This window comes from Lewinellaceae bacterium (assembly GCA_020636105.1).
GTDB lineage: Bacteria > Bacteroidota > Bacteroidia > Chitinophagales > Saprospiraceae > BCD1.
The window spans coordinates 2186524-2213215 of sequence record JACJYL010000001.1 but is presented as its reverse complement, the minus strand read 5'-3'; the positions used below and the strand labels follow the sequence as shown (position 1 = coordinate 2213215).

The following is a 26692-nucleotide window of genomic DNA, read 5'->3' as shown; positions in this document are numbered from 1 at the left end:
TTACCGTTAATGCTATTTTTTTACCAGGTAGGTTGCTTTTACAAATCCCTCCAAATCACCGTATTTTACTTTCCACCAGTAATTATTCGTTTTTTCCAAAAGTTCAACCTCGTCATCCGTTCTGAATCTTAAAATAATACTTTTGCTGTGGTCGGGGCCAGTACGCAAACTCGTACTTCCCGTCAGGGAATAAGTACCGAGGGAGCGTTGAGCATGAATGGTTTTTTCTTTTGAAAAATCGGTAATTTCCGCAATAGTGGATTCCACGGCGATATCTAATAATTTTGGATCCTTCAGTATTGGCGTCAGGAAGAAATAAAGCGTTAGTGTATCAGATTTTCCCGTGATGAGGCCCGGTGAATATTCTTTTTCCAGCTTGTGATATCCCGGTTTTTCAATGACTACCCTGTGGGTATCAATGCGGGAAATAGGCAGGGCAAAATATCCGTCGGTAGTCAGTTCTGAATGAACGAGCACCTGGATTCTGCGGGATTTTAATTTATAAACATTGACTTTTACGTCGCTCAAAGGTTTATTGCTTTCCGAGTCGCTCACCTGGGCACGGTATTCGATGTATCCGGGAGGCAATCCTTTTGTTTCGGCGGGTTTTTCCATCTGTTTTTGTTCCGTTGCCGCCTCAGGGGATTTAGCCGTAAATTCATTTTCCGGATAGATGATTATAGGTTCCTGTTGAACGATCACCGGAGTAATAGTGGCTGGATCAACAGAAGGTTCCGCTGTTTTGCGGACAATGGCCCCTTGCCGGGTCTTTTTGCCAAAAATGAAATTAATCCCCGCCTGGCCATGGATTTTGTGTGATTTATCAGGGGAAACCAGGGAAATCAGGTTGTCGGTCATGGCATAAATCTGTACCGGGCCGAGATTGAAATTAACGCCACTTCCTATGTCAAAATCTTCATTTTGATATTTGGACAGAGCCACAGAAAAGCCTACATTCTTTTTATACTGGGTATTCAATGAAAGCGAGCCTCCGAAATTGGCCTGGCCGTTCAGCACATCCGAATGCAGTAATAGGCCTAGATTGGTGGCCGGTCTGAAGAAGTAACGGGCTCCCAAAAGATACTTTTGCCTCAGTAAGGACTGGTAGTTGGCGGGGCTATTGGCGATGATCTCATCGTCAAATAGGGCTACAAAGTGGTCAGTGAGCTCCTGGGTTAATTCCTCAGAATCCTTTGCCTGGAAAACGGTCGTTTCATCCAAAAGAGAAGTTTGGTAAATATGGTTTTCCCAGAAAAGCTTTCCAAGGTTCAGGGCGGCAAAAGACATCTCAAATTTCGGGGAAAAATGAACCACTCCGCCCAGGTCAACCGCAAAACCGGAATTGCCGCTTCCTTTGATCAGGTTGCCGGTTTTGGGGTCATTGTACATCTCCACGCCTGCGGTGAAGGCTTCGAGTTTTCCCTGTACACTGTAGCCTGAGTTGTCCTTTGAATAAAGTATATTGAGGTTTTGGTCGCTTATATGAAGGTTCGCTATGCCCTGGAGGTATTTTACATGTGCGCCGATGGAAAGTTTGGCAAACCTGTGGGTATAACCAAAAGAATAGGAACGATAGTGAGCCGCATCAATGGTCAACGGGTATAAAGGATAATTGTTGAGGGAAGTGGTTTCCGCGTTGTAATGATCGATAAACCCGAACAACGACTTCGGGTAATACACCTCACTTACAAAGTGTTCCTGTAGGTTTACATGAAAGAAACCGGCTTTGTGCCTGAAGCCAAAACCCGCGATGGTGGCACTGGCAATGGCAGACAGGTTGTTTTCTGCCAGAAGGCTTTCACGTACGATGTTGTCCAGTGAAAAACCGCTTCTCAGTCCCATCTGATCGAGAATAGGCCCATCGCTGTACAGATCGACACTTGCGCCTGACAGCCCTGGCAGGATAAGATATCCGTTCATCCAGATTTCCTGGCCGGGATTTTGAAAATTAGCTTGCGGTAATTGTGAATTATTGTACAGCACGAAATTGTGCTGACTGAAGGTCGGTAAGGCCAACAGTAAAAATACAGAAATAGTAGTGACTATCCTGTATAGACCTTTCATTTCAGCGTGAGCAATACGTCCTCCCTCTCCAAAGAGACGGTTACCCGGCTTCTTTTTAAGTTTTCTCATTGTGTAAGTATGTTTTATAGCTCAATAAACAACAAAGGGCTCATCAAAAAACAATTGGAGCACTCAGCATATCAAGTTATAATATGAGTACGGTAGTAGATAGTCGAAGCTGGATCAACTCTAAAAATTAGGGGGGATAAGTATTTTTAGATATTTTAAGGGTTTAAAGATACCGGTTTTTTAGATATGATGCTTGATCAGCACCTGAAAATATTTTATTGGGCCTGATAGATCCTTTAATTTTAAGGGAATTTAAGGGTTTCGGGGATATTTATTTGAGGTAAATAACGAATCAACCCCCGGTTGCTATTGCACCGAGGGTTGATTTTTATTTCATTCAATTGGTAAGAATCTCTGTCTTTTACTTTCCGTTTTCTTCCCAAATCATGGCCAGGTGTACGATGGTTTCCACCGCCTTCTGCATATCCTGAACGGCAACCCATTCATGTTTGGAGTGGAAGGAATGTCCGCCGGCAAAGATATTCGGGCAGGGTAATCCCATAAAGGAAAGCCTTGAGCCGTCGGTGCCGCCACGAATGCTGGATAGAATCGGGGTCAGTCCGGTTCTGCGGATGGCCTGAATAGCATATTCGGAAACATGTGGATATTTGTCGAGCATCACCTTCATATTTCTATACTGTTCGGTGACAATAAAGTCAAAGGTGGCGTTGGGGTATCCACTGATCACTTCTTCGGTTATTTTCCTGAGGTAATCTTCGTAATCTTGCAGTTTTTGATCTACAAAATCGCGGATGATGAATTTTATTTCAGCCTCCTCCACCGAGCCGCTCATCCCGGTAGGGTGGATGAATCCTTCCTTGTCTTCCGTTGCTTCGGGGCAAAGACGATCCTTTGGGAGGCGTGCGATGATCTCGCCTGCGATTTTGAGGGCGCTTTCCATATTGCCTTTGGCAAAACCCGGGTGGGCGCTTACGCCGTGAATTAGAATTTGCACGGCATCCGCAGAGAAGGTTTCATTTTCCATGGAACCTGCTTCTTCCCCGTCCATCGTATATCCAAATTCAGCACCAAGGCGTTCCATATCCGCTTTATCCACCCCCCGTCCGATTTCTTCATCGGGGGTGAATAACAGGCGTATTTTTCCATGCTTAATTTCGGGGTGTGACATGAGGTGGTGGGCTGCATCCATGATTTCGGCGAGCCCAGCTTTGTCATCGGCGCCCAGGAGCGTCAAACCACTGGCTGTGATAATATCGTTACCGATCTGTTTGGCAAGTGCGGGATTCTTTTTAAAGAGGATCACCTGCTCCGGATCATCCGGCAGTACAATATCCGAGCCGTCATAATTTTTGTGGATCAGGGGTTTGACATTCGTGCCGCTGCTGTCCGGTGAGGTATCCATGTGAGAACAGAAACAGATCACGGGAACTTCTTTTTCCGTATTGGAAGGAATGGTGGCATAAATATAACCGTGTTCATCCATTTCTGCGTCCGAAATACCTATCGCATGGAGTTCTTCCACGAGTATTTTTCCTAGATTTTTTTGCTTTTCCGTGGAAGGGCAGGTGGGAGATTCCGGATCGGATTGGGTGTCGATTTGTACGTATTTCAGGAATCTTTCGAGTACGGTATAGTTGATATTTAGACTCATTTGTGGATATAGATTTTACCGGGTACGTTTAGCCGGAATGTCAGAAAAAGTATTTTTTTAGATAGAGGCAAATATAAGGTAAAGCGGTGAAAAAAAAGGTTTAAGGAGGATTTTTATGAGGGATTTTTGTTTTGTGGAATGAAGTGGGCCGGAGCGTATAGCGGAGGGCGACGCAGGGACGAGTAGGGCAAAGGATAGGAGCGTAGCGGATAGCCTGGCCACCAGCGCAGCGCAGGGGTGACCCCTGAATTTCGGTAGTAATTGAACGGGTAAAATTATCAATCTTCAATCCACATTATTCAATCAACAATCCTTACCTTCGCAAAAAAAGAATAACATCATGACTTTACTAAAAGGAAAAACGGCCCTGGTGACGGGTGGTTCCCGGGGTATTGGAGCAGCTATTGTGCGGAAATTTGCTGAACAGGGCGCTGAAGTGGCATTTACTTACCTTTCTTCTTCCGAGCAAGCGGAAAGTATTGTGGAAGAACTCAAAGAAATGGGGGTGAATGTAAAAGCTTACCGCTCTGATGCGAGTAAATATGACCAGGCCGAAGCATTGGCCAATGCGGTTATTGAAGATTTTGGCAAAATTGATATCCTGGTGAACAATGCCGGGATCACGAAGGATACCCTGATGTTGAGGATGAGTGAGGAGCAGTGGGACCAGGTGATCGAGGTGAACCTGAAATCAGTTTTTAACCTGACGAAACACGTGATACGTCCGATGATGAAAAACCGGGGAGGTTCTATCATCAATATGAGTTCCATTGTGGGGATTACCGGAAATGCGGGGCAGGCAAATTATGCGGCGTCCAAAGCCGGGATCATCGGTTTTAGTAAATCCATCGCACTGGAAATGGGCTCGAGGAATATCCGCTGTAACGTGGTGGCTCCCGGGTTTATCGAAACGGACATGACGGACGAACTGGATGAGAAGACCAAAGAGGCTTATTTGTCCAATATTGCTTTAAAACGCCTTGGAAAAGCGGGAGAGATCGCTGATGTATGTGTTTTCCTGGGGAGCGATATGGGGACTTATATTTCAGGGCAGACTCTCAGTGTTTGCGGGGGGCTGAATACGTAAAAAGGCTAAAGATTAAAGGCTAAAGATTAAAGGCTAAAGATTAAAGGCTAAAGATTAAAGGCTAAAGTGGAAAATCCTCCGGGGATAAAGGAGTTATTGTCGGGAGTATTTCCTGTTTTTCGATGAAAAATTTCGATTTGAGACCCGGTAAAAAACAAATTCATGCAAAAATTAAATTTATTATTAATCGTAATGCTCGTTGGATGGATGACGGCTTGTTCCAATAATCAAAATGCGGTGGAAGGGGAAACAGCGGCGGGTGTGGTAGATTCTACCCAGGCGAAAGTTCAGCAGATGCAGGAGCCACGAAATTCGGAGATCAATACAGAGGGTCAAAGACCCGAGGTTAAGCGTTCCATCATGAGGCTGGAAGATAAAAGCGACAATGTTTTTTCAGGTGATTTCGCCTATATGGCTGACGCGGCTTATTTCATCAATTGCAGTACGGGTAGCCGGTATTCCGTGGTGATGGAAGGGGCTTTTATCGACCTGGAAAAAGCCTACCTCAAGCTGGTAGGGGAGGAAGCCGGCAAACCGGTTTATATCGTAGTGGAAGGGGAGTTGAGGCCTAATTCAGGAAAGGAAGAAGGTAGAATGAAAGGTTCCCTTAAGGTTTCAAAAGTGATTGGGTTGACGGATGAGGCGAGTTGCGCATCTGTTATTTCAAAACTGGGGGGCATGTATACTTCTTCCCTGGGTATTGGCACTTTTACCAATTGCAAAGGGAATGAAATTTATGCCGTTCAGCCATCGGGGGCTTTTGAAGGGCTGAATAAAGCCTATCTCGATGCGGTTTCCGTGGAAGGTAAAAGCATATATGTCGAACTTTACGGTTTCAGGAAACCGATCAAGGCTGAAGCAGAGGGAGCGCCCCAGACAGGGCTTGTCGTAACCCGTGTGATTGGTTTTGATAAGAGTTATTCCTGTGAATGATTTTTCATTCCTCAAACCAGGTCAAAAAGGTTCTGCACGCCTATATCTCTTGATTTGTTGAATCCTTCGGCGTAATCAAATCCGGCATGGCGGCCGTAGGTACGGGCTTTGCTGCGCAGAAATTCCAGGAAGTCCTGTCCTGAAATGGGAGAGCTTTCCTCCTTTTCATATTCTGTGGCTTCTGGTGCAAAAAACTGGGAACGGAACGCCAGTACCAGTTCCATCTTTTTGTCCATATAATCAGAAATATCCACTACAAAATCAGGTGCCAGGTTAAAATCCTGGATGTAATGGTAAACGGCTTTTGGTCGCCATTTTTCCTGGGAGATACCGGAGTCGTTTAAAGTTTCAATTTTGGCGAGTCCTGCAAAAAAGCAGGCATCTGCTATCAGTTTGGCGGCTCTCCCATGGTCAGGGTGACGGTCTGAGAGGGCGTTGGCCAAAACGATTTCAGGTTTACAGGAACGGATGACTCTAATGATTTTGTTGATGTTTTCGGGGTTGTACTGGAAAAATCCGTCTGCCATGGAAAGGTTTACGCGAAATTCGGCACCCATCATCTTTGCCGCATCGGCGGCTTCGCGGTCTCTGATCTCTGCACTGCCCCGGGTGCCTAATTCGCCTCTTGTCAGATCGAGGATGCCTACTTTTTTGCCCATTTGAATATGGGAAAGGAGCGTTCCTGCACAGCCCAATTCAACGTCGTCCGGGTGAACACCTATGGCTAGAATATCTATTTTGGTCATTGTCTTCTTAATTTGTGAACAAAACAAAACAAAAAAAAGAATGTTTCCTCGTTTTATGATCATTTTTACGCATTATGACTGATTAGGTGACCATTTGCTGGTTGCTGGTTGCTGGTTACTGGTTACTGGTTGGGGGAATGTCAATGCCTAAAATAGCTTGACCAATTTTAATTAATTATAAATCAAATTGTAATTCAAGTTGCATTGGATTATCTAACATTTTGTTTATTGTAAAGACTTCCATTTCGGGTCTTTCTTTTTCCTTTAGGTCTTTGATATATGTTTCATAAACCATTGGTGTCATCTTTAAAGAATTGTGTAAACGGTTGTTGTAGTTTTCAACAGCCATGGCTACTCGTTTCTTTAACTGTCCAAAATTTTGGATACTCCACCTTTTGAGGTATTCATTTTTTATGGTTCCATTTGCCCGCTCGCAATGTGCATTTTCAAGTACGTTAGTACACATACTGATCCTTATGCCATAGGATTTAAGTAAGTTCGTATAATCAGTACTCGTATATTGCGAACCTCTGTCAGAATGATGAATCAACTCATTATTATAATCATCAATGCCTCTGAGGTTGAGTGCCATTGTTAATGCAGCAATATTATTCTCTGACCGCATATTGTCAGAAACCGAATATCCTATGATCCGTCGAGAATAAACATCCATTATTAATACAACGTAATAATGCTGTCCCCCTAATGGAAAATAAAAAAGGTCACTAACCCATAATTGGTTGACATTTGTAAACCTCTTTCCTATCAGTACATTACCATATTGACTTCCCTTATCGCTGTAAGTAGTCTTATAGGGACTTTCTAAGGCCCGTAAACGATAGCCTTCGCGTAAACCTAATATTATAAAAGCATCCCGTCCAATGCCTTCTGGTTCGAACTGTTCATATATCTTGCGCAGGCCCATCCCCGGATGCATCTCCCTAATCTCCTCAATAAAACCTATGTAAAGGGGAGCTTTTAATAATTGCTCTCGTTCCCGTTTCAGGGCATCCATATGCCCTTGTTTGCTGATCCCCGATAAACTGTATAATGTCTTCATTTTATATCCGTGTTCGTCAGGGTGTTTTCGGAACCATTCCAGGGTTGGAGTACGTACTTTTTTTTTACATCATAACCCAGATCTTCACTCGCAAACTCGTACCCCTTCTCCAAGAGATCTATTGTCATCTGTTTTTGTCCGATTATGCGTTCATATTCGGACAATCGTTGCATTAATATTTTCGTCTTTTGTGCTTCACTTTCCATTTGTACTACTGTCTTTACTTCTTTTGTACTGTCAGAATACAAATATATCCATTTATATACACTTGTTCGTGATACTTCATATAGCTCACATATATCTCGTACCTTTATTCGTCTTGAAACCAGGTCTTTAACTTTGCTCCTTTTAAAGGATTCACTGAAAGTCCTATTGCTATTTGGTTGTTTTTGAAACTTTTTGTTATTTTTGTTTGCCATGTTTAGTTGACTTTTTTGGTCAAGCTATTTTAGGCAATGACAGAAACTTGAATAAAGGATCGTTGCATTGTTCTTGGGCAAATGACTTTATGAACTATGTGGCTATGTGGTGTCTGGTTGCTGGTTACTGGTTACTCGTTGCTGGTTACTGGTTACTGGTTTCTCGTTGGGGGAAACTTGAATAAAGGAGCGTTGCATTGTTCTTTGGGCAAATGACTTTATGAACTATGTGGCTATGTGGTGTCTGGTTACTCGTTGCTTGTTGCTGGTTACTGGTTACTGGTTACTTGTTGAGGGAAATGGCTTTGTGTGCTATATGCCTATGTGGTGTTTGTGCTGGTTACTGGTTACTGGTTTGTCGTTGGGGCAAATGACTTTATGAACTATGTGGCTATGTGGTTGTAGTATGCTTATCGTTTTAATCGTTCAATTGAATGCCGGGTTGATCCTCATTGGCCAGTTTTAAAAGGGCAAAGGTCATTTTATGGATGATGTTGTTCATATTGGGTAAGTCCAGCTGCTCTACTTCGTCTCCAGGCTGATGGTAATATTTATAATTGGTGAAATCAAAGGAGCTAAAGGTGTGGGAGGGGATATTCATTTTTTTAAAAAAAGGAAAATTGTCGGAGCGGTAAAACAAGGCGTATCTGCTTTCTGACTCCAGGAATCGGACAAATTCATCCCCGGCAAGATCATTCAGTTCTTGAGCCATATTCGATTTTTTATAACCTGTCATATAAACTTTACCCGGCTGATCGGTCAGCGTTTTGCCTACCATTTCCATATTGATGACACAAAGTGGTTTTATCCCTTCCCGTTCCAGTTTTTCCGCCAGGTGGGCAGATCCTTGGATGCCTTTTTCTTCGGCAGAGAACAGTGCGATGAGGATACTCCTCCTGGGGGTAAATTTTGCGGCGGCGGTAGCCATTTGCAATACGGCCGTGACGCCGCTGGCGTTGTCATTGGCCCCGTTGTACACCATATCCTCTGAATTGTCGATCATGCCGAGGTGGTCATAATGGGCACCGATCAGAATGTATTCTTTTTCAATGGATTTATCGGTTCCCGGGATTATCCCTACAATATTGTTTGTCAGGGTTGATCCGGAGGTAAATTCATCCCGAAAGGTTTCGCCAAAAAAAGGATTCACACCAGCTTCCCGCAGATAAGTTTCTATAAATACCGCTGCTTTTTCTATGCCTGCCGTGCCCACGTTACGCCCCTGCATTTCATCAGAAGCTAAGGTGGTGATCAATCTTTCCGTTTCCTGCAACGGCTGGATGGATTCCATGGATTCAAAATTCAGGGATCGGGTGGTGTGGCAGGCTGCCAGGAGCGTTAAAAAGAAGCCTAAGGCTATTATTCTCATCATTTGGAAAATTCGTTATTTTGTTAATAGATCGAAGTGTTCTTTGGCCAGGAGTTTGTTGATGAACCGTTCATCAAAAAAACCGGCCTGCAGGAGTAATTTACTAAATCCGGGTTCCATGCCGCTGATAGCGAAATAAAAAATGAACAATAATTCATAGGTGGAAAGGACCGATTTGAAGATGCCCAGAAAAAAAGACTGTTCCATCTTTTCTGCAAGAATGTACTCCAGGATGAACCTGACCGTTTTCAGGTATGGGGTCATCCTGGAGAATTTGGTGTCGAAGAAATCACTGCAAAAATCCTGGATCTCCAGTGGGGTCTTTGCGCCAAAGGTAGCCTGATCCTTGAACCCGTATTCAAAGAATTCTTTGTAAATTTTTATGATGGCATCAATGCCTTTGAAAGTCTGGGTCTCTTTTTGATCGTTATAGGAATATTCAAGGGTCAGGGTGATGTTGGAAAGGTTGGAGTAGTGAAGATCGAGCAATTCAAAAAAGTTGTTTTTCCTGAATTGCAGTTCATTGTTACGAAGTTCCGGGAGTTCTTCTTTTAGCAGGGTATCTTCTTCCTCCATCCTGTCGATGATGTCAATGAGGCCGATTCTTATTTTGTTAAAACCCTGTTCTATGGCCGCATAAGGCAAAATGTTTTGGCTGGCCATGCGATTCAGGTCGTTGTACTGGCTTTTGAAACTGACGAATTCATTCATCAGGATGGAGTCTTCGCTAAGAACTTCCTCAATGGATTGCAAACCATAGTTTAGCCCAAGGGTGATGCGGTGCTTCAGCTCGCGTTTGAATGTTTTTTGGTCCATGCTTGCCAGGTTAAGGTGAATAATGTTGGTAAAGATAGTTTATTGGTCGGGATGTGGAATAAATCGGTTTGGGAATTTTGTTGCTTGATGCCTGAGGTGACATCTTCGCCGGGTGGGTAATGAGGGCAGGCAAAAGGTGTCATCTCGGAACCAGGATCAGGATTTAAAGGGTTTTAGGATGGCCAGGATTCAGGCGTTTTTTTCTTTTGATGAAATTTGGACTTCCTTACATTCTCGCATTAAAAAACAGTCAAACCTATCCCCTGGACAAGCCTGACTGTTCCATTTAAACCAATTAAATCAGTTTAGCTATTAAGCCTTACAGATACTCAGCCAGAAAATGGTAAAACTTATCTTTTATCCCGGCAAATATCTTCCGGAAAATAATCATCCTTTCATTCATTTCCTCATGTTTGGAAACGAGCAAATCTTCGTTTCCTGTTTCGGAGCGTACATATTCCACCAAAGTATGTTCATGGCTGTTGACATCATGTTTTAACTGGTCGATCACTTCTTTCTCACGAATGAATTGATTTTGGAATTGTTCCAGGCGTTTAAGCATTTGCGGGCTTGCTTTTTCAGAAACGAGATCCGACAAACGGTTTTCATAAATCTGGATTTCGTCGGCTACGAAAAGTAGTTCATTTTTCCAGACTTTGTTTTCATGGTGCAAATTTCTTACGTCAACTTTTTCTACAGGCATTGCTAAAAATTTTTTGTGAATCAAAATGGTCAATTCTTTCCTTCCCAAGTTGATTAATTCCTTCCAGGAAGCGCATGATTAAAATCAAGGCATTCAGGTGACTTTTATCAGGAAGGCGGGTTATCCGAAAGGGCATTTCAATTTTTAAAATTAGAGGTTACGGTTTTTAATTTATTTAACTTACTTTTGGGCTGATTTTTAAACTAGTCACTGGTTACTGGTTACTGGTTGTTGGTTGCTTGATTTTGAACCAGTAACGAGAAACAAGTAACCAGTAACGAGAAACAAGTATCCAGCAATATGAATTTACACGAATATCAAGGAAAAGAACTGCTCAAAAGCTATGGTGTTGCTATCCAGGAAGGCATTGTTGCAGAAAATGTAGCCCAGGCTGTTGAAGCTTTTGAAAGCCTCCAGGAACAGACCGGCACCGCTTTTGCCGTCGTTAAAGCTCAAATCCATGCCGGTGGCCGTGGAAAAGGTGGGGGGGTAAAACTCGCTAAAAACATGGACGATTTGAAGACCCATGCCGGAAACATTATCGGGATGATGCTCAAAACGCCCCAAACTCCGGGAGGTATGAATGGCGAAGGTAAACTGGTAAGAAAAGTGCTGATCGCCGAGGATGTGTACGCTCCAGATTTTGACGCCTGTAAAGAATTTTACGTTTCAATCCTGATGGATCGTGAACGCAAATGTAATGTGATCATTTATTCCACAGAAGGAGGAATGAATATTGAAGAAGTTGCAGAGCAAACACCGCACCTGGTGCACAAGGAATACATCGATCCGCTCATGGGGCTTCTGCCTTTCCAGGCCAGAAAAGTGGCCTTCAACCTTGGATTGAGTGGCCAGGCCTTTAAAGAAATGACCAAATTTATTACGAATTTATATAAAGCCTTTGTGGGATCTGATGCTTCTCTTTTTGAAATCAACCCATGCCTGAAAACAGGTGACGATCATATTGTTGCAGTGGACTGTAAGGTTACACTGGACGAAAATTCGCTTTTCCGCCATAAGGATCTGGAAGCATTGAGAGACACCTCGGAAGAAGATCCTACAGAAGTGGAAGCAAAAAGTTACGGTCTCAACTTCATCAACCTCGATGGAAATGTGGGATGCATGGTGAACGGCGCCGGTCTGGCCATGTCCACCATGGATATCATCAAATTGTCTGGCGGAGAGCCGGCCAACTTCCTGGACGTAGGAGGTACCGCTGATGCTGCACGCGTTGAACAGGCATTCCGCATCATCCTCAGAGACCCGAAGGTGGAAGCTATCCTCATCAATATTTTTGGGGGCATCGTTCGTTGTGACCGCGTGGCACAGGGCGTTGTGGATGCTTATAAAAACATAGGGAATATCAAAGTGCCGATCATCGTCCGGCTCCAGGGTACCAATGCCGATATTGCCAAGAAGATTATCGATGAATCAGGTCTTTCCGTACACTCGGCCATTTTGCTGCAGGAAGCAGCCGATCTGGTCAAAAAGCTGGTCGCCTGATCAGGGTTAAATTAAAACCCAACCTGAATCCCGAATTTTACCTGAAGGCAAAAATTCGGGATTTTTTTTTGTAGCTTAAATTATTTATTAAGCATATTCGACACCTTCACACTGACCAGGCCATGCTCAATGGCATAAATGATCAGGCCAACGGTATTCTTGGACTGGGTCTTTTCGAGCATTTTATTTCGATGCCCTTCCACCGTTCTGGAACTGATGAAAAGTTTATCGGCAATCTCTTTATTGGTGTACTGGTCGCAGATCAGCAAAAGGATTTCTTTCTCCCGTTTGGTCAGTTCCTCTACGAGAACTAAAGTCCGGGGTTTCCCAAACAACATCCGTTCGCGAAGGAGTTGAACAATGTAAGAATTGTAATGAAAGCCTTTATCCACCACGTTTTGGATGGTTCTGATCAATTCATCTGGATCGACATTTTTAGGCAAAAATGCTGATGCCCCTTCCTCTACCAGCCTAAGAATCATCGAAGCATTGTAATGAGAAGTCAAAACGATTACCCTTAGCTCGGAATATTTTCCCTGTAAGGCCTTGAGGGTATCCACACCATCCATGACTGGCATCTGGAGGTCGAGTAAAATCACATCGGGAGCCTTTTCCGTTGTTTCCAGCTGATTTAACAATTCCTGGCCGTTTTCGGCTTCAAAAACCACCTCGCACTCATCACAATCGGAAAGAATCATTTCCATTCCTTTCCGGAAAAGGGCCTCATCATCGGTAATGGCAATTTTATATTTTTTATTCATAAAGAGGGATCCTTATTTTTATTTCAGCACCTTTTGACAATTCACGATTTATTTTCCAGCTACCATTCAACACCTGAACCCTGGTCTCAAGGTTATTGAGGCCAAGGCCTTTACTCAGGTCTTCCCCGGGAAAGCCCACCCCGTCGTCATAGTAATCCAGGCAAAGCAATTTTCCTTTTTTTTCAAAATTTATGCTTACAGATTTTGCTTTGGCATGTTTCAAAGCATTTTGCAACAGTTCCTGAACGATCCGGTACAGATGTAACTGTTGCATATTGTCCTTTAATTTCCATTCGAATGCACTATTGATGGCCAATTTAAATACTCCGGTCCTGTTGATTGAATTTTCAAGGTCTTCCATCGCGCTGTGAATGCCAAATTTACTCAACACCGGCGGCATCAATTCATGTGAAATATCCCTGGAAGTCTGGATGCTTTCGTCCAGTGAGGATTGTATGTGATCCAGTATTTGTTCAATATCATTCCCTTTGGCGATGGCTTTTTTGAGCAAATGCAGGTTAATATGGATTACATTAAGCTTAGATCCGACATCATCATGAAGTTCCCGGGCAATGCGATCCCGTTCCTTTTCCTGTGTCTGAACGGTACTTTCAAGCAATTTTTTCTGAAAATCAATTTTTATCTGTTGATTGTTTAATTTTTCCGTTTGAATTTTTTTCTGTGAAGTACTGAAAAAAATGATCAATCCAAATGCAAACACTAGCATAATTGCCACGGAAACCACAATGAATAAAATAAATTCATTATCATTCATGTAAAAGAGAATAATTTAAAAGGCCAAAAGGTTTAAAAATATTCTTGTTTTAAAGTTTCCTTGTCGTCTTTTTTATCCGCAATAATCCATCCCAAAATAGCGATCAGGATAATGACCTGGGCAATAAAATTGAGGGATGCATTGACGAGCCAGAGGGCTTTTTGCGTTTCGATTTGTAATAGGGAAATCTGGTTGCCAAACAAATATAGGAATAATGATCCGGAATATTTCAGCAGTAAAGCAATAAGGAACATTTTCACCATCCCCCTGTCTGCATAGGGATAATTACGGTGGGTGAAAAAATAAAATGCGGCAAAACAGCCCAACATGAATACCAATTGGACTGGCGTTCTGGAAAAGCTGTTATACTCGTCTAACGGCTGAATAAATATGGAATTCAATATAATTAAAATGCTTCCAATGAAAATGATAAGGCCAAAGGGCATTTTCCATTCAAAAAGATCAAAAAGTTTGGCAAAAAACAACCCGATGAGGACAAATTCGACCAAGGTATAAAGGTGGAGAAGATAGAGATTGTTATTGCTGTTTTGGAAAACAAAAACAAGAGAATAGCTTAACAATTCAAACAATGCCACGGCCACTACATAAGCCCCAAACCTCCTGACAAGAATACTGAAGCCCCTGTTTTTTAACAAAAAGACTAAAGCTGTAAGAATGCTGATTCCAACAGTAAGTGTCAATAAAATTTTATCCGGAGTAATATCCTTCAAAGCTGCATGTTTTAGTGACAAAAAGGAGGGCATGCCGTAGATAAATCGTAAACGTAATGCCCTTTGTTATAATTGATCATATCTTTTCCCGCTTTCACCCCAACCAACATCAGCTTGGCATTATAACCTCCCTTTTCATTGGATTCAAGTCCGATATAATAACGAGCACTATCGGGCCTTTCCCCCAAGACTTCCGTTAAATCGATATCCGGTAAATTAAAAGCGTACAAACTGTCGCTGGCCAGCCAGGTGGCTCCATGATTTTTCCAGTTGGCACTCCATACTCTAAAAGTATCTAATGAAATGGTATCCATTGTTGAACTCCTGAATGTCTTTTGATTTTCAGTCAGACCAGACTCCTTTTCGGAAGGGAGATTGGATTTTTCGGCGGATTGCTCCCCCTGGTTACATGCATAAACCAACATGACCATGCAAAAGAATACAAGGCGAATGGTTAGATTTTTCATTTTGATTAGGTGTTTTAAAATGACAATTAGAATATTTAAAGACATTCGATTCTAAACCCTAAACCTACAAATTTTTGTCTGAAAAAATGTAAAGCATCCGAATTTTCGACAAAAACAACCCATATTTTTAAATTTTTCACAGCCCAAATACCCATTACCCGGGTGATTTTTTCCCAAAACAGGTATTTATACGGGTTCGCCCGAAGGTAATTAAGTATAAGTTTGCATGTAGTGTTAATTGGAACATTATAATAAAACCGAGAACTATAAATGTCAAACACCCATTTACCTATTACCAATCTCATCCTGGAAGGGGGAGGCGTTAAAGGAATTGCTTACGTAGGAGCACTTGAGGTTTTGGATAATCTTAAAATGCTTGACAAAATTGAAAACGTGGCAGGCACTTCAGCCGGTGCCATTACCCCTTGGCTGGTTTCACTCAGGTATACTGCGGCGGAAATCAAAAAAAATGTTTTTGACCTCGATTTCAGCTCTTTTGAGGATCATAAAAATCCGCTCCGGATTGCCACAAAATACGGGCTTTTTACTTCAAAACCAAAACAACGCTTATGGAACCATTTATTGGAGAAATCATCCTCTTTGCCGGCAATTTTGCACCCAAAGGCTGGTCGTTCTGCAATGGTCAGTTGTTGTCTATTGAGGTGAATGCAGCCCTGTACTCCATACTGGGTACAAACTTCGGGGGCAACGGAACCACTACCTTCGGGCTTCCGGATCTCCGGGGAAGAGTCCCGGTACATCCGGGTTCAGGAGTGGGCCTGACAAAAAGAACTCTTGGTGAGACAGGGGGCACAGAAACAATAGTCATCCGGCAGGATCAATTGCCGGTACATTCCCATGCGGTTTCTTCCACCATGGATATTCCAATTGTCTATGAAGAAGCGGAAATGAGTTTTACGGCCTCGGTGCTGATTACCCGGCAAAGCGCAAATTTATGGGCAGACAGCCAGTCGGGAAAAATATCGTCCAAAGTATTTGAAGAAGTGTCTACCGAATCGTCCGGAAAAAACCAGCCCGTTGACCATATGCCGCCCTTCCAATGTATCCATTATATCATTGCCTTACAGGGAATTTACCCGGCAAGAACCTGACCCCAAAAAAATCATGAGCAAAGATTAAGCAACATTCATTTTATTTTTTTACTACTTAAACCTATATAATTATGGATCCTTTTATTGGTCAAATTCAGGCCTTTGGCTTTAATTTCCCACCGCGTGGATGGGCATTTTGCGACGGGCAAATACTCTCCATCGCCCAAAACACAGCCTTGTTTTCTCTTTTGGGCACCACTTTCGGAGGTGACGGACGTTCCACCTTCGGATTACCCGAACTCAGAGGTCGTTCGATCGTGCATGCAGGTCATGGCCCCGGGTTGAGTGATATCAGATGGGGAGCAAAAGGAGGGGTTGAAACGGTAACCCTTTCGGTGGCCAATATGCCTTCACACAACCACGCCACTGTAATGAATCTAGGCGGCACAGCCGAAGAATCCGGCGCCGGTCATTTCCTGGGCTCCAGTGGAACGTTATTTGCAGAAGATGCTGCAGGTACAACCCTTAATGCCGGAGCCATTACTTCTGGAAATAATGGCGGTAGTCAGGGTTTCAACAACAGGAACCCATACCTGGGTATTTACGTAAGTATTGCCCTTGTTGGAATTTTCCCTTCCAGAAATTAATCGTAATGAATTTGCTCCTCTGTTACTGTAGCAGAGGAGTAATCATTTTTTGATCAGCCAAACGTATTTTAAAACAAACAAAATTATACTTATGCAAATAATTGTAAAAACAGCTCCTGAAGAATTGTTACGCGCCCGTAAATGGTGGCAGGATCTGGAAATGCAATGGAAATTCGCCTATAATGAAGCTGTCTTTGGAAAAGGCCCATCCATTGAACCGCCAAGGGACGAAGAACTGATGCTTCTCCTGATCCAGGCAGACACCCTCCGGTTTGCAGGCCCCCTGGCCCAAAATCCCAATATTTCAAATCCGCTGACGAACCTCTCCGGCCTCGTTCCACTTTACCATCTGAAATATCTTTCCCTGACCCACATGAAAATTACCGGGCTCACGGAATTAAAAAGGCATACCCAGATGGAATATTTGTTTGTTTATGACAACCAACTCAAATCTCTGGACGGCATAGAAAACATGTTCAATCTGAAAGACCTTTATTTTCAGAACAATGACGTAACCGACCTGATGCCTATAGCACGACTTACCAACCTTCAGACCCTTTACGCCTCCAACAATAATATCAGCAAGATCAATGGTCTTTCCGAAAAGCATGGTGATCATTTGTGCAAATTTTACATTTTGCCCAACGAAAACCTGTCCGACCGGGAAATCATAAGAACCCAAAACGAGATTGGCATCATTTGCAGAACAGGATGACCTTCCGGTCGTCTCCAAAATATACGTTTGGAAATTTTGAAGTCCGGGTCATTTATTAACCCGGGCTTTTTCCAGGCTTTTTTTCAACAAACCATTTTATTACACCAAAAACTTTCATATCATGAATCCTTTTCTTGGTCAGATTCAAGCGTTCGGTTGCGGATTCGCCCCTCGGGGGTGGGCTACCTGTGACGGGCAATTACTGAGCATCAACAATTATTCAGCGCTGTTTTCCTTGTTAGGCACTACCTTCGGCGGAGACGGGCGCTCCACTTTTGGGCTGCCAGATCTGAGGGGACGCTCCATCGTGCATGTTGGCTCCGGGCCAGGGCTGAGTCCCATTTCCTGGGGACAAAAAGCGGGTTGGGAAACAGTTACCCTTTCAGCAGCCAACCTGCCTTTACACAATCACCCCACCGTTATGAACCTTGGTGGAACAGCGGAAGAATCAGGTGCCGGGCATTTCCTTGGCTCCAGTGGCACGTTATTCGCTGAAGATGTAGCAGCAGGCAGTACTTTAAATGCAAATGCCATCACTTCCGGCCAAACGGGAGGAGGACAAGGCTACAACAACAGAAATCCTTTCCAGGGTATTTATGTCTGTATTGCCCTTGAGGGAATTTTCCCTTCCAGAAGTTAATTTATTAATCAAAAACAAAATCTAATTATTATGGATCAAGCTTTTATTGGCCAAATTCAGGCCTTTGGATTCAATTTTGCGCCCCGGAACTGGGCCTTTTGTGATGGTCAGTTGATTGCTATATCACAAAACACAGCCTTATTTTCTCTATTGGGCACTACCTTTGGAGGAGACGGGCGAACCACTTTCCAGCTTCCTGATCTCAGAGGAAGGTCGATTGTACATGTAGGAAATGGCCCCGGACTGAGTGATATTAGTTGGGGAGAAAGAGGAGGAGTGGAAACGGTAACCCTTTCGGTGGCCAATATGCCTTCACACAATCACGTAACCACCATGAATCTCGGCGGCACAGCTGAAGAATCCGGCGCCGGTCATTTCCTGGGCTCCAGTGGAACGTTATTTGCAGAAGATGCTGCAGGTACAACCCTTAATGCCGGAGCGATCACCTCTGCCAATAATGGCGGTAGTCAGGGTTTCAACAACCGGAATCCTTTCCTCGGAATTTATGTGTCTATTTGCCTGTATGGCGTTTTCCCTTCAAGGAATTAATGCACAAACAGTTCATCCCGGATTTTATCTGACCAGATGAAATTCGGGATTTTTCTTTAACAAAAGAGATAAACCGCAAAACCTGCCTAATGTAAAAACAGGTAGAAATACGCTTTTTTCTGTTCCTTCCTTTGCCCAACTTTACATCGAAACAAAACCCGAAAAAGGATCCATTTTTTCGAGGGCTGAAATATTTTATAACCTTTTGGAAGTAGGTGAAAAACGCCCGGGTTTCCTTTGATTTTTTTTCAAAAACACCCCAAAAAATGCAACCTTAAAAAGGATTCACCGTAATACAGACGAACAGGTACAATTCAAATCGAAAAACCTTCTTATCTCCTCCCCCTATTCAAATAGGTTCACTTTTGTTTGCAGTGGATCTCTAAATGGTTTTTTTTAACATTTACACAGACACATTTGACTTTGTTCCCTTTTGGGAATACGTACCGAAGAAACACGAACTTAATGACCAATAAACAAACCACCTGAATGTTTTTTAAATCAATTACCATGCAAAAAATTACTTTGTTCATTATTATGTTCCTGGCTTTTTGGGGAACAATACACGCACAGAAAGTTGCTATTATAGGCTACAATGGCACTACCAACGATGGGTACAGCATTGTTGCTCTGGAAACCATACCTGGTGGCACCACTATTTATTTCACTGACAAACCCTATTTGGGAAGTGGTTCTTTTGGAATAAATGAAGGGGCCTGGGCTTACACAACCCCCGCAGGAGGATTGTCCCTGGGGGATGTCGTAGTTTTTACCGAGTCATCAACGAATAACATGACGATGATATGTAATATTGGGGGGACTGACGGATCCGGTGCCACCTGTGGAACCTGGGGTAGCCTGAACGGCGACGTTTCCTTAGCCAGCACATCGGCCGAAACCATTTATGCCTATGCCGATAATAATAATGATCCCAGCTCCGGAGTCACTGAAATATATGCTGCTTTAATTACCTCAGGAGCCATTGGCAGCGATGGAGCTACGAACCCTTTAGGAGAATTTCCTAACGCGGTAATTGTAGACAACCTTAATAGTGATATCACTATAGATTATATTGATTTTAAGAACAGCCTTCGCTCCAGTGTAGGAGCAAGTAAAGCTTCCATCATTGCGGCACTTGAGGGCCCTGCCAGTAATTATAACCAGGGTACTGGTAATACGGCGCTTTCCAGGGTCCCCTTTACGGCTCCCTCCAACCCGGTTTTAACGATGACCGGCCCAACCAATAGTCCGGTGATCGAAGATAACGGCCCCAATCTTAGCTTTGTATTCACCCTTACACCTGCGCCTTCAAGCAATGTAACCATCAATTTCAGTGTGGGAGGAACGGCCAGCTTCCCTTCTGATTATACTGCCTCCGGTGGAACCATATCGGGCGCCACCGGGACCATAGTGATTTCCACTTCAGGTACAGCTACTTTGACCCTCAACCCGGTAGAAGATAGTGTTTTAGAACCTTACGAAACAGTAACCATCACCCCGACCACCGGAACAGGTTACGATCTTGGGGGTGGAGGAGCCACCGGCACCATTGCCAATGACGACAAATTGGTTTCCTGCCCATTGGTAGCCATCACAGGTGTCAACCATACCGATGCGGATGGCTTTTCCTTTGTGGCCCTGACAGATCTCTCAGCAGGATCTTTTGTCTATTTCACAGATGCTACATTTAATAATACCTCCTTAAAATATACTGTTGCCACTGATGCTGTTTTAAAATGGACAGTTCCATCAGGTGTGCAACGCGGAGATGTTTTCGTGGTGAAGGAAACATCAAACAATAGCAATGCGTACGCTTTATCCTGTTCAGATGGCACGGGTGCAACTTGTGGCACGCTGGCCAATATAGTAGCGGATTTTTCAATAGCTACAAACGGTGCGGCATTTTCTGCTTACGCAGATACCGACGATGACCCTACCAATGGCATTTCTGAAATATATTCTGTTTTATACACAGGAACAAGCTCGGTTTCAGGTGGCAATATTCCAGCAATTGAAGATCCCTTCACCGTTTATTCAAAAGCGGTAGTGGTGGATGGATGGAGTGTTTTGGATGGTGCGCCCAACAGGACAGAATACAAACCTGGCCTCCGGAACGTAACCGTTTCCCAAGGGAATTTTGAAGATTTAAGCAAGTGGGATCACGGTGCGGCCAATGCAGACCTGTCCACTACCCCATTTAGCAATATTATCATTTGTGAAGGAAATGTAAACCCTCCAGTAACCGTCACCGTTTCTCCGGCATCCGTTGATGAAGATTCCGGCACCCCTATCGTCTTTACTTTTACGCTGAACGGTCCTCCGATGGGGGACTTTGATGTCAGCTTTGATGTATCGGGCACAGCCACCTATTTGACGGATTATACGGTTACCACCCAGATAGGCAATTCTTCTTTCAATGGGACCACCGGGGTAGTTACCATACCCAATGTAACAGGCAGTAATACTATTACGGTAACCCCGATCGGGGACTCTGATCTGGAGCCGGACGAAACGGTCATCCTTTCCATTGCCAGCGGTGCCAATTACGATGCCGGCAACCCGGGTTCGGCCACAGGCACCATCAACAATGATGATGTTGGACCGTCTACCTGCCCACTGGTGGCCATTACAGGAATGAATCATGTCAACCCTGATGGTTTTTCTTTCGTTGCCCTGACCAATATACCAGCGGGCACCGAAATTTATTTTACCGATAAACCTTTTGATAATAACACCTTCCTATTCGGGATAAATGAAACCGTAGTCAAATGGACGGCTCCTTCCGGAGTGAACCAGGGCGATGTGTTCTTTGTCAAAGAAACGGCAGAAAATGTATTTTCCCTGACTTGCAACAGCGGCACCTGTGGCACCTTTTCCCTGCTGGCAACAGAATTTTCATTTGGCACGGACGGGGACGAATTGTACGCCTATCTGGATGATGATGACGATCCTGAAAACGGCGTAACGGAAATAATCGCTGCCCTATACACTGGTGCATCCGGTGCTCCTGGGGGGAATATTCCTGCCTCCGAAGATCCTTCCACGATTTACCCAAGTTCCATCCTGGTAGACGGCTTTTCGGCTTCACAACCCAACAGAACGGAATATAACCCTGCGGGAAGAAATGTCTCCGTTGTCCAGGCAGATTTCCAAAATACTACGAACTGGCTTCACGCCCAGGGCAATGCTGATCTGTCAACGACTGCTTTTGCAAATATCGAAATTTTACTATCCATTTCCTGTCCTGCCGATCAGCTTTCTCTCGAAGGATGTAGTCCCTATTACGTCATCCTGGCCTCCAGCCTCCCCTATTCGGAAACGGCACAGACGATCAGTGAAGCTGATTTTCTGGCGGATGGAGGAACCATCAATTCAGGAGGAACCATTACCAATATAACTTATATGGATGCCGTATCCGGCACTTTCCCGTTTACCGTAACAAGAACTTTTACCGTAACGGATGAATGCCCTTCCACAACGACTTGTGAGCAGACGTTCATCATTGACGATACGATGGGGCCGAATGGAAATGTAACCCTCCCTCCCTTAAATTTTTCCTGTCCCAGTGAAATACCCGCTCCGGACATTTCTCTTGTGACAGGCTTTACCGACAATTGTACGGCCACCTGCGAAGTCTGGATCAATGAATTGCATTATGATAATACAGGGACTGACGTTGGAGAATTTATTGAAGTAGCGGGGCCTGCGGGAACTGATCTAAGCAGTTATTCCATTGTCTACTATAATGGCGCAAATAGTAATACTTACGACTCTCCTCAGGTATTGAGCGGCATTATTGACAACGAAAGTACCGGTTTTGGTGCGCTTTCCTTTGCGAAAACAGGCATACAAAATGGAAATCCCGACGGGCTTGCCCTGGTCAAGAACGGAACAAATGTAATAGAATTCCTCAGTTACGGGGGTGTTTTTACGGCCAATAACGGGCCCGCAGCTGGTATGACCTCAACAGATATCGGAGTGACAGAACCGAACACCCAGGCTATTGGCGAAAGCCTCTCCAGAAATGGTACCGGAGGAAAAGGCATAGACTTCACCTTTGCCGACGGGCCCCAATCGCCGGGAGATCTGAATCCATTACAGACCATGACCCCCGTTCCCTGCGGTAACGTGGTCACCGTCACCTTTTTTGGAGACGTAAACAATGGCGGCGCAGGATCTGCGGGCGACCCTCTGGTCATTACCAGAACTTATCATGCTCAGGACCCTGCAGGCAATGTAACCCCTGTCACCCAAACCATTACGGTGATCGACAATACATTACCCGTTCCTGTCTGTCCTGCTGACATAACGGTAAATAACGATTCAGGAATTTGCGGAGCTAACGTATCTTTTAGTGTACCGGCGACGGATAATTGTGGCACAGCTATTGTCACCTTTTCTCAAAATCCGGGAACCATTTTCTCCGGAGGAATGACTAATGTAACAGCAACTGCCACGGATGCCGCAGGTAATCAGGCAACCTGTTCTTTTAAGGTTACGGTGAATGATAATGAAGATCCCGATATAAATTGCCCTGCAAATATTACCGTTGGTAATGACACTGGACAATGTGGAGCGGATGTGTCTTTTGCTGCCACGGCGACCGATAATTGTACAGCGGTAACCATTGACTATTCAATACCTTCGGGAAGTTTCTTCCCGGCAGGTTCTCCTACTACCGTAACGGCTACGGCAACTGATGCCACTAATCGTACAGCCTCCTGTACTTTCACCGTTACCGTAAATGATACTCAAGCCCCGGCAATCACTTGTCCCCAAAATATTACGGTAGGCAATACTCAAGGAGAATGTGGAACAGTGGTGAATTATACCACTCCCTCTTCCGATAATTGTGGCGTAGTCAATGTCACATACACTAACAACCTCGGCAACACAGTCGATCCAGGAAGCTTTTTTCCTATAGATACTTTTACGGTTTTCGTTAGGGCCTTTGACCTGGCGGGTAATAACACTTATTGTAGATTTCGGATAGAAGTGATTGAGGACAAACCGGCAGTGGCCGTATGTAAAACAGGCCCGGTAACCGTGGATCTAACCAGTGACGGAAACACTATATTGAATCCTGCCGCGATTGACGGGGGTTCCTATTCATGCGGAGGTTTCACTTTAAGCGTCCTTCCAAATGTCTTCAACTGTGATGACGTTGGCAGTACGGTATCAGTTACCTTGACTGCAGCAGATAATTTTTATGATGTTTATTCACCCCCAACCACCTGTATGACAACGGTAACTATAGCAGACCCAAATGCTTTCTGCTGTGCTCCACCCGATGCTATTTGTAAACCAGCAACCATTTACCTGAATGAAGACGGACTCGCTTCCCTTTCGGTGGATCAAATTAATGATAACAGTACAGCTGATTGTGGATTTCAATACCCTATGACCCTCAGTGAGTACATTTATACTTGTAGTGACATGGCCCAGTATATTCCTGTAACACTTACCGTTACTGACATCAATGGGGCCGTTGATGAATGTACAACTACCGTCATGGTGATTGATAATATTCCACCGAGTATCGAGTGTCCTGCTGGTTTTAGTGTTAATAATGATCCGGGGCAATGTGGTGCCTTAGTGGATCTTCCCTGGCCAGCCTATAATGATAATTGTTCCATTGTCGCCCTCGGCTTCAGAAGCATACAAGTCGATCCGGATAACGGAAATGCGGAGATCGGTAGTTTTTCAGATTGGTTCAACATTCCATACATTCCTTATGATCCGCAAATCACCCTTGGTGTCGGAACGTGGAAGATAGAATGGAGGACACAGGACCAGTCAGGTTTATTCGATTACTGTGATTTGATCATTACTGTGAATGATAATGAAGACCCTGCCATTTCCTGCCCAATTAGTCCTATATCATCAGGCACCGATCCGGGTGTCTGTGGTGCGAATGTACCCTTCAATGTCAGTGCTACGGATAATTGTGGCGATGTAACCGTGGTCTGCACCATCGGTGGCGACAATGGCGGCGGCTCAGGCAACTGCGCTACCAACAACCTCAATCTCAGTCTGACTTTTGATAATTATCCTCAGGAAACGTCCTGGATGATCCTGCAATTGCCGCAAGAAATTATGGTCGCTTCAGGAGGCACCTATGGATCTGAACCGGATGGTTCCACGCTGAACATTCCGATCAATCTTCCGGATGGGGAATATCTGTTTTTGATCAAGGACTCTGCAGGAGACGGCATGTGCTGTACCTACGGCAGTGGTTCTTACGCCCTGTCCAGCAATGGACAGACCTTCGCCCAGGGAGGTTCGTTTTCTTCTTTTGAAAAGACGCCTTTCTGTGTGGAAACACCAGCACCAGGTGGCGGCCCGCTTACCGAGGTATCTTCAGGGGATTTCTTCCCGGTCGGAACGACTACCGTGACCTGTACGGCCACAGATGCAGCCGGCCTGACGGATGTTTGTACCTTTGATATTATTGTTAATGATACCCAGGCTCCATGGCTGACCACGCCTTGTCCTGGCAACATTACCCTTTGCGGAGCCCAGAATGTTTCCTGGACACCTCCTGCAGCGGATGACAACTGCGGTGTGGTTTCAACGGTCAACAACTACAACCCGGGAGACTTCTTCGCAGTGGGTACTTATACGGCCACTTATACTTTCTACGATGCCGCCGGCTTATCGGTATCTTGTAGTTTTACCATCACCATCAATCCGGTCCCTCAAGTGACGATCAGTCAGACAAACCTGCCGACCTGGTGCCAGGGCATCAAGGTGCTGACGGCCAATGTGCTGAATCCACAGGCGCTGACCTATCCGCTGACCTTTGCATGGTCTGACGGTTTGGGCGACAGCCCGACGGTTATTGCTCCGGCCAACGGCACCTACAGTGTGGTGGTAACGGATGCACTGGGATGTTCCACTGAAGTTTCGACGACCGTGAATGTGGATATTTCCACCCTGCTTTCTGCTTATACCATCATTTCCGGAAAGGGATTAGAGATGTATGAATCCGATGTGCTCGGTGGTGGCGTGGGCGTCAAAAATGCCAATGAGTGTGTCATTTCTCAAAATTCCTCCATCCTGACTTTCATGCGGGCGAATGCCGCCGGTGTGACGGTAGATGGCAGCAGTTTTGTGAACAATTTTATCAATGCGAACTTCAACGTGACATTACCTGCTTTCCTGAGCAATCCGTACAATGCTTTCAACAATATCAATGTACCGGCGAATGCTACAGTGACACTTTCCGGAAGCAATTACGGGTATGTAACGGTAGGAGCAGGGGCGACGCTGATCATAGCCAATGCCCAGATCTTCATAAAGAACCTGGTCACACAAAAAGATGCCACCATCATTTTCAATCAGCCGACAGAAATGAGAATCCGTCGCAAGATGAGCATCGGGCAGAGCAATACGGTGAATCCGGACGGTTATACCAGTGTGATTTATGCATCAGATGTGGTCAGTATAGGTCAGGGCTCGGTGGTCACCTTGAGCATCTATGCACCTGAGGGACTTAACGTAAGTGATTCCGGCGCCTCCCTGACGACTTACATGACGGGAATATTCATCAGCAAAGACGAGGTGGCATCGGATCATCATGTGATCTGGAACTGGAACCTGAATTGCAGTTACCTCCCAACGACCGGAGGAGGAAATATTCCTTTTGCGGCATCGCCGGATCAGGATGTCATGGAAACTTCCGTCACCACTAAAGAAGGATTGAATGTATATCCGAACCCGACATCAGGTATTTTGAATATTGATCTGACCAACTATATGGATCAGCCCATAGAGCTGGAACTATACAATACCCTGGGCGAGATCGTATGGAGCCAAAAGATCGCCTTGCTCGAAACTCCTATGATCACAACCGACATGACAAATCTGGCACAAGGCGTTTATTTGCTCCGATTGGCTTCCAACGGTGAGCAGATCAGCCAGCAGATCGTTTTTAGTAAGTAAATTGGTTTTGATTTTATATGAGGGGTGGAT

The 26692-nt window shown here is 44.5% G+C and carries 22 protein-coding genes; 10 read left to right on the top strand and 12 right to left on the bottom strand.

The genetic code is table 11. The annotated features are described in order from the left end of the window. Positions 1-12: 12 nt before the first annotated feature. On the bottom strand, positions 13-2133 hold the full coding sequence (locus H6571_08195) for an SH3 domain-containing protein (GenBank protein MCB9323711.1): 2121 nt from the start codon (positions 2131-2133) through the stop codon (positions 13-15). Between the two features lie 361 nt (positions 2134-2494). Continuing rightward, entirely contained in the window at positions 2495-3745 is a 1251-nt protein-coding gene (gene pepT / locus H6571_08190) for a peptidase T (protein ID MCB9323710.1), read from the bottom strand. A gap of 340 nt (positions 3746-4085) precedes the next feature. On the opposite strand from pepT, the gene fabG reads away from it, so the two are divergent. Next, the gene (fabG, locus tag H6571_08185; GenBank protein MCB9323709.1) at positions 4086-4832 is read left to right on the top strand and encodes a 3-oxoacyl-[acyl-carrier-protein] reductase; all 747 of its coding nucleotides are present in this window, start codon (positions 4086-4088) and stop codon (positions 4830-4832) included. 162 nt (positions 4833-4994) lie between these two features. Continuing rightward, on the top strand, positions 4995-5765 hold the full coding sequence (locus H6571_08180; protein ID MCB9323708.1) for a hypothetical protein: 771 nt from the start codon (positions 4995-4997) through the stop codon (positions 5763-5765). An 11-nt stretch (positions 5766-5776) separates the two neighbouring features. Here H6571_08180 and bshB1 read toward each other — a convergent pair whose 3' ends face one another. The 6 genes from bshB1 to H6571_08150 form a co-directional block, all read right to left on the bottom strand. Then, positions 5777-6511, bottom strand: coding sequence for a bacillithiol biosynthesis deacetylase BshB1 (gene bshB1 / locus H6571_08175; protein ID MCB9323707.1), 735 nt, complete (start codon positions 6509-6511; stop codon positions 5777-5779). 175 nt (positions 6512-6686) lie between these two features. After that, entirely contained in the window at positions 6687-7571 is an 885-nt protein-coding gene (locus tag H6571_08170; GenBank protein MCB9323706.1) for a DDE-type integrase/transposase/recombinase, read from the bottom strand. Continuing rightward, positions 7568-7990 carry a transposase gene (locus H6571_08165; protein ID MCB9323705.1) on the bottom strand — a complete coding sequence of 141 codons (423 nt, stop codon included), beginning with the start codon at positions 7988-7990 and terminating at the stop codon, positions 7568-7570. Before H6571_08165 ends, H6571_08170 begins: the two co-directional genes overlap by 4 nt. Positions 7991-8408: 418 nt before the next feature. After that, positions 8409-9362 (bottom strand): M20/M25/M40 family metallo-hydrolase, encoded by a 954-nt coding sequence (locus tag H6571_08160; protein ID MCB9323704.1) that lies wholly within the window; start codon positions 9360-9362, stop codon positions 8409-8411. A gap of 12 nt (positions 9363-9374) precedes the next feature. Next, the gene (locus tag H6571_08155; protein MCB9323703.1) at positions 9375-10175 is read right to left on the bottom strand and encodes a hypothetical protein; all 801 of its coding nucleotides are present in this window, start codon (positions 10173-10175) and stop codon (positions 9375-9377) included. Positions 10176-10494: 319 nt separating this feature from the next. Beyond that, entirely contained in the window at positions 10495-10878 is a 384-nt protein-coding gene (locus H6571_08150; protein ID MCB9323702.1) for a hypothetical protein, read from the bottom strand. A gap of 300 nt (positions 10879-11178) precedes the next feature. On the opposite strand from H6571_08150, the gene sucC reads away from it, so the two are divergent. Then, positions 11179-12381, top strand: a complete 1203-nt coding sequence (gene sucC / locus H6571_08145) for an ADP-forming succinate--CoA ligase subunit beta (GenBank protein ID MCB9323701.1) — start codon at positions 11179-11181, stop codon at positions 12379-12381. 80 nt (positions 12382-12461) lie between these two features. On the opposite strand, the gene H6571_08140 is transcribed toward sucC, so the two are convergent. The 4 genes from H6571_08140 to H6571_08125 are packed head-to-tail and all read right to left on the bottom strand — an operon-like array spanning position 12462 to position 15115. After that, on the bottom strand, positions 12462-13142 hold the full coding sequence (locus H6571_08140) for a response regulator transcription factor (protein ID MCB9323700.1): 681 nt from the start codon (positions 13140-13142) through the stop codon (positions 12462-12464). Further along, positions 13135-13917 (bottom strand): sensor histidine kinase, encoded by a 783-nt coding sequence (locus H6571_08135; GenBank protein ID MCB9323699.1) that lies wholly within the window; start codon positions 13915-13917, stop codon positions 13135-13137. The genes H6571_08140 and H6571_08135 overlap by 8 nt, the downstream gene beginning before the upstream one ends. Positions 13918-13949: 32 nt before the next feature. After that, positions 13950-14648 (bottom strand): hypothetical protein, encoded by a 699-nt coding sequence (locus H6571_08130; GenBank protein MCB9323698.1) that lies wholly within the window; start codon positions 14646-14648, stop codon positions 13950-13952. 11 nt (positions 14649-14659) lie between these two features. Next, on the bottom strand, positions 14660-15115 hold the full coding sequence (locus tag H6571_08125; GenBank protein MCB9323697.1) for a hypothetical protein: 456 nt from the start codon (positions 15113-15115) through the stop codon (positions 14660-14662). Between the two features lie 270 nt (positions 15116-15385). Between H6571_08125 and H6571_08120 the strand changes: the two genes are divergently transcribed. From H6571_08120 to H6571_08090, 7 genes are all read left to right on the top strand, one after another. Then, the gene (locus tag H6571_08120) at positions 15386-15781 is read left to right on the top strand and encodes a patatin-like phospholipase family protein (protein MCB9323696.1); all 396 of its coding nucleotides are present in this window, start codon (positions 15386-15388) and stop codon (positions 15779-15781) included. After that, positions 15685-16227: a phage tail protein gene (locus H6571_08115; GenBank protein ID MCB9323695.1), complete on the top strand. Its 543-nt coding sequence runs from the start codon at positions 15685-15687 to the stop codon at positions 16225-16227. Before H6571_08120 ends, H6571_08115 begins: the two co-directional genes overlap by 97 nt. Positions 16228-16298: 71 nt before the next feature. Further along, positions 16299-16814 carry a phage tail protein gene (locus H6571_08110; protein ID MCB9323694.1) on the top strand — a complete coding sequence of 172 codons (516 nt, stop codon included), beginning with the start codon at positions 16299-16301 and terminating at the stop codon, positions 16812-16814. A 91-nt stretch (positions 16815-16905) separates the two neighbouring features. Next, positions 16906-17529, top strand: a complete 624-nt coding sequence (locus tag H6571_08105) for a hypothetical protein (GenBank protein MCB9323693.1) — start codon at positions 16906-16908, stop codon at positions 17527-17529. A gap of 121 nt (positions 17530-17650) precedes the next feature. After that, positions 17651-18169, top strand: a complete 519-nt coding sequence (locus H6571_08100) for a tail fiber protein (GenBank protein MCB9323692.1) — start codon at positions 17651-17653, stop codon at positions 18167-18169. A gap of 30 nt (positions 18170-18199) precedes the next feature. Further along, complete coding sequence (locus tag H6571_08095) at positions 18200-18718, top strand: phage tail protein (GenBank protein ID MCB9323691.1); 519 nt, start codon at positions 18200-18202, stop codon at positions 18716-18718. A gap of 510 nt (positions 18719-19228) precedes the next feature. After that, positions 19229-26662, top strand: a complete 7434-nt coding sequence (locus H6571_08090; protein MCB9323690.1) for an HYR domain-containing protein — start codon at positions 19229-19231, stop codon at positions 26660-26662. Positions 26663-26692: the final 30 nt, after the last annotated feature.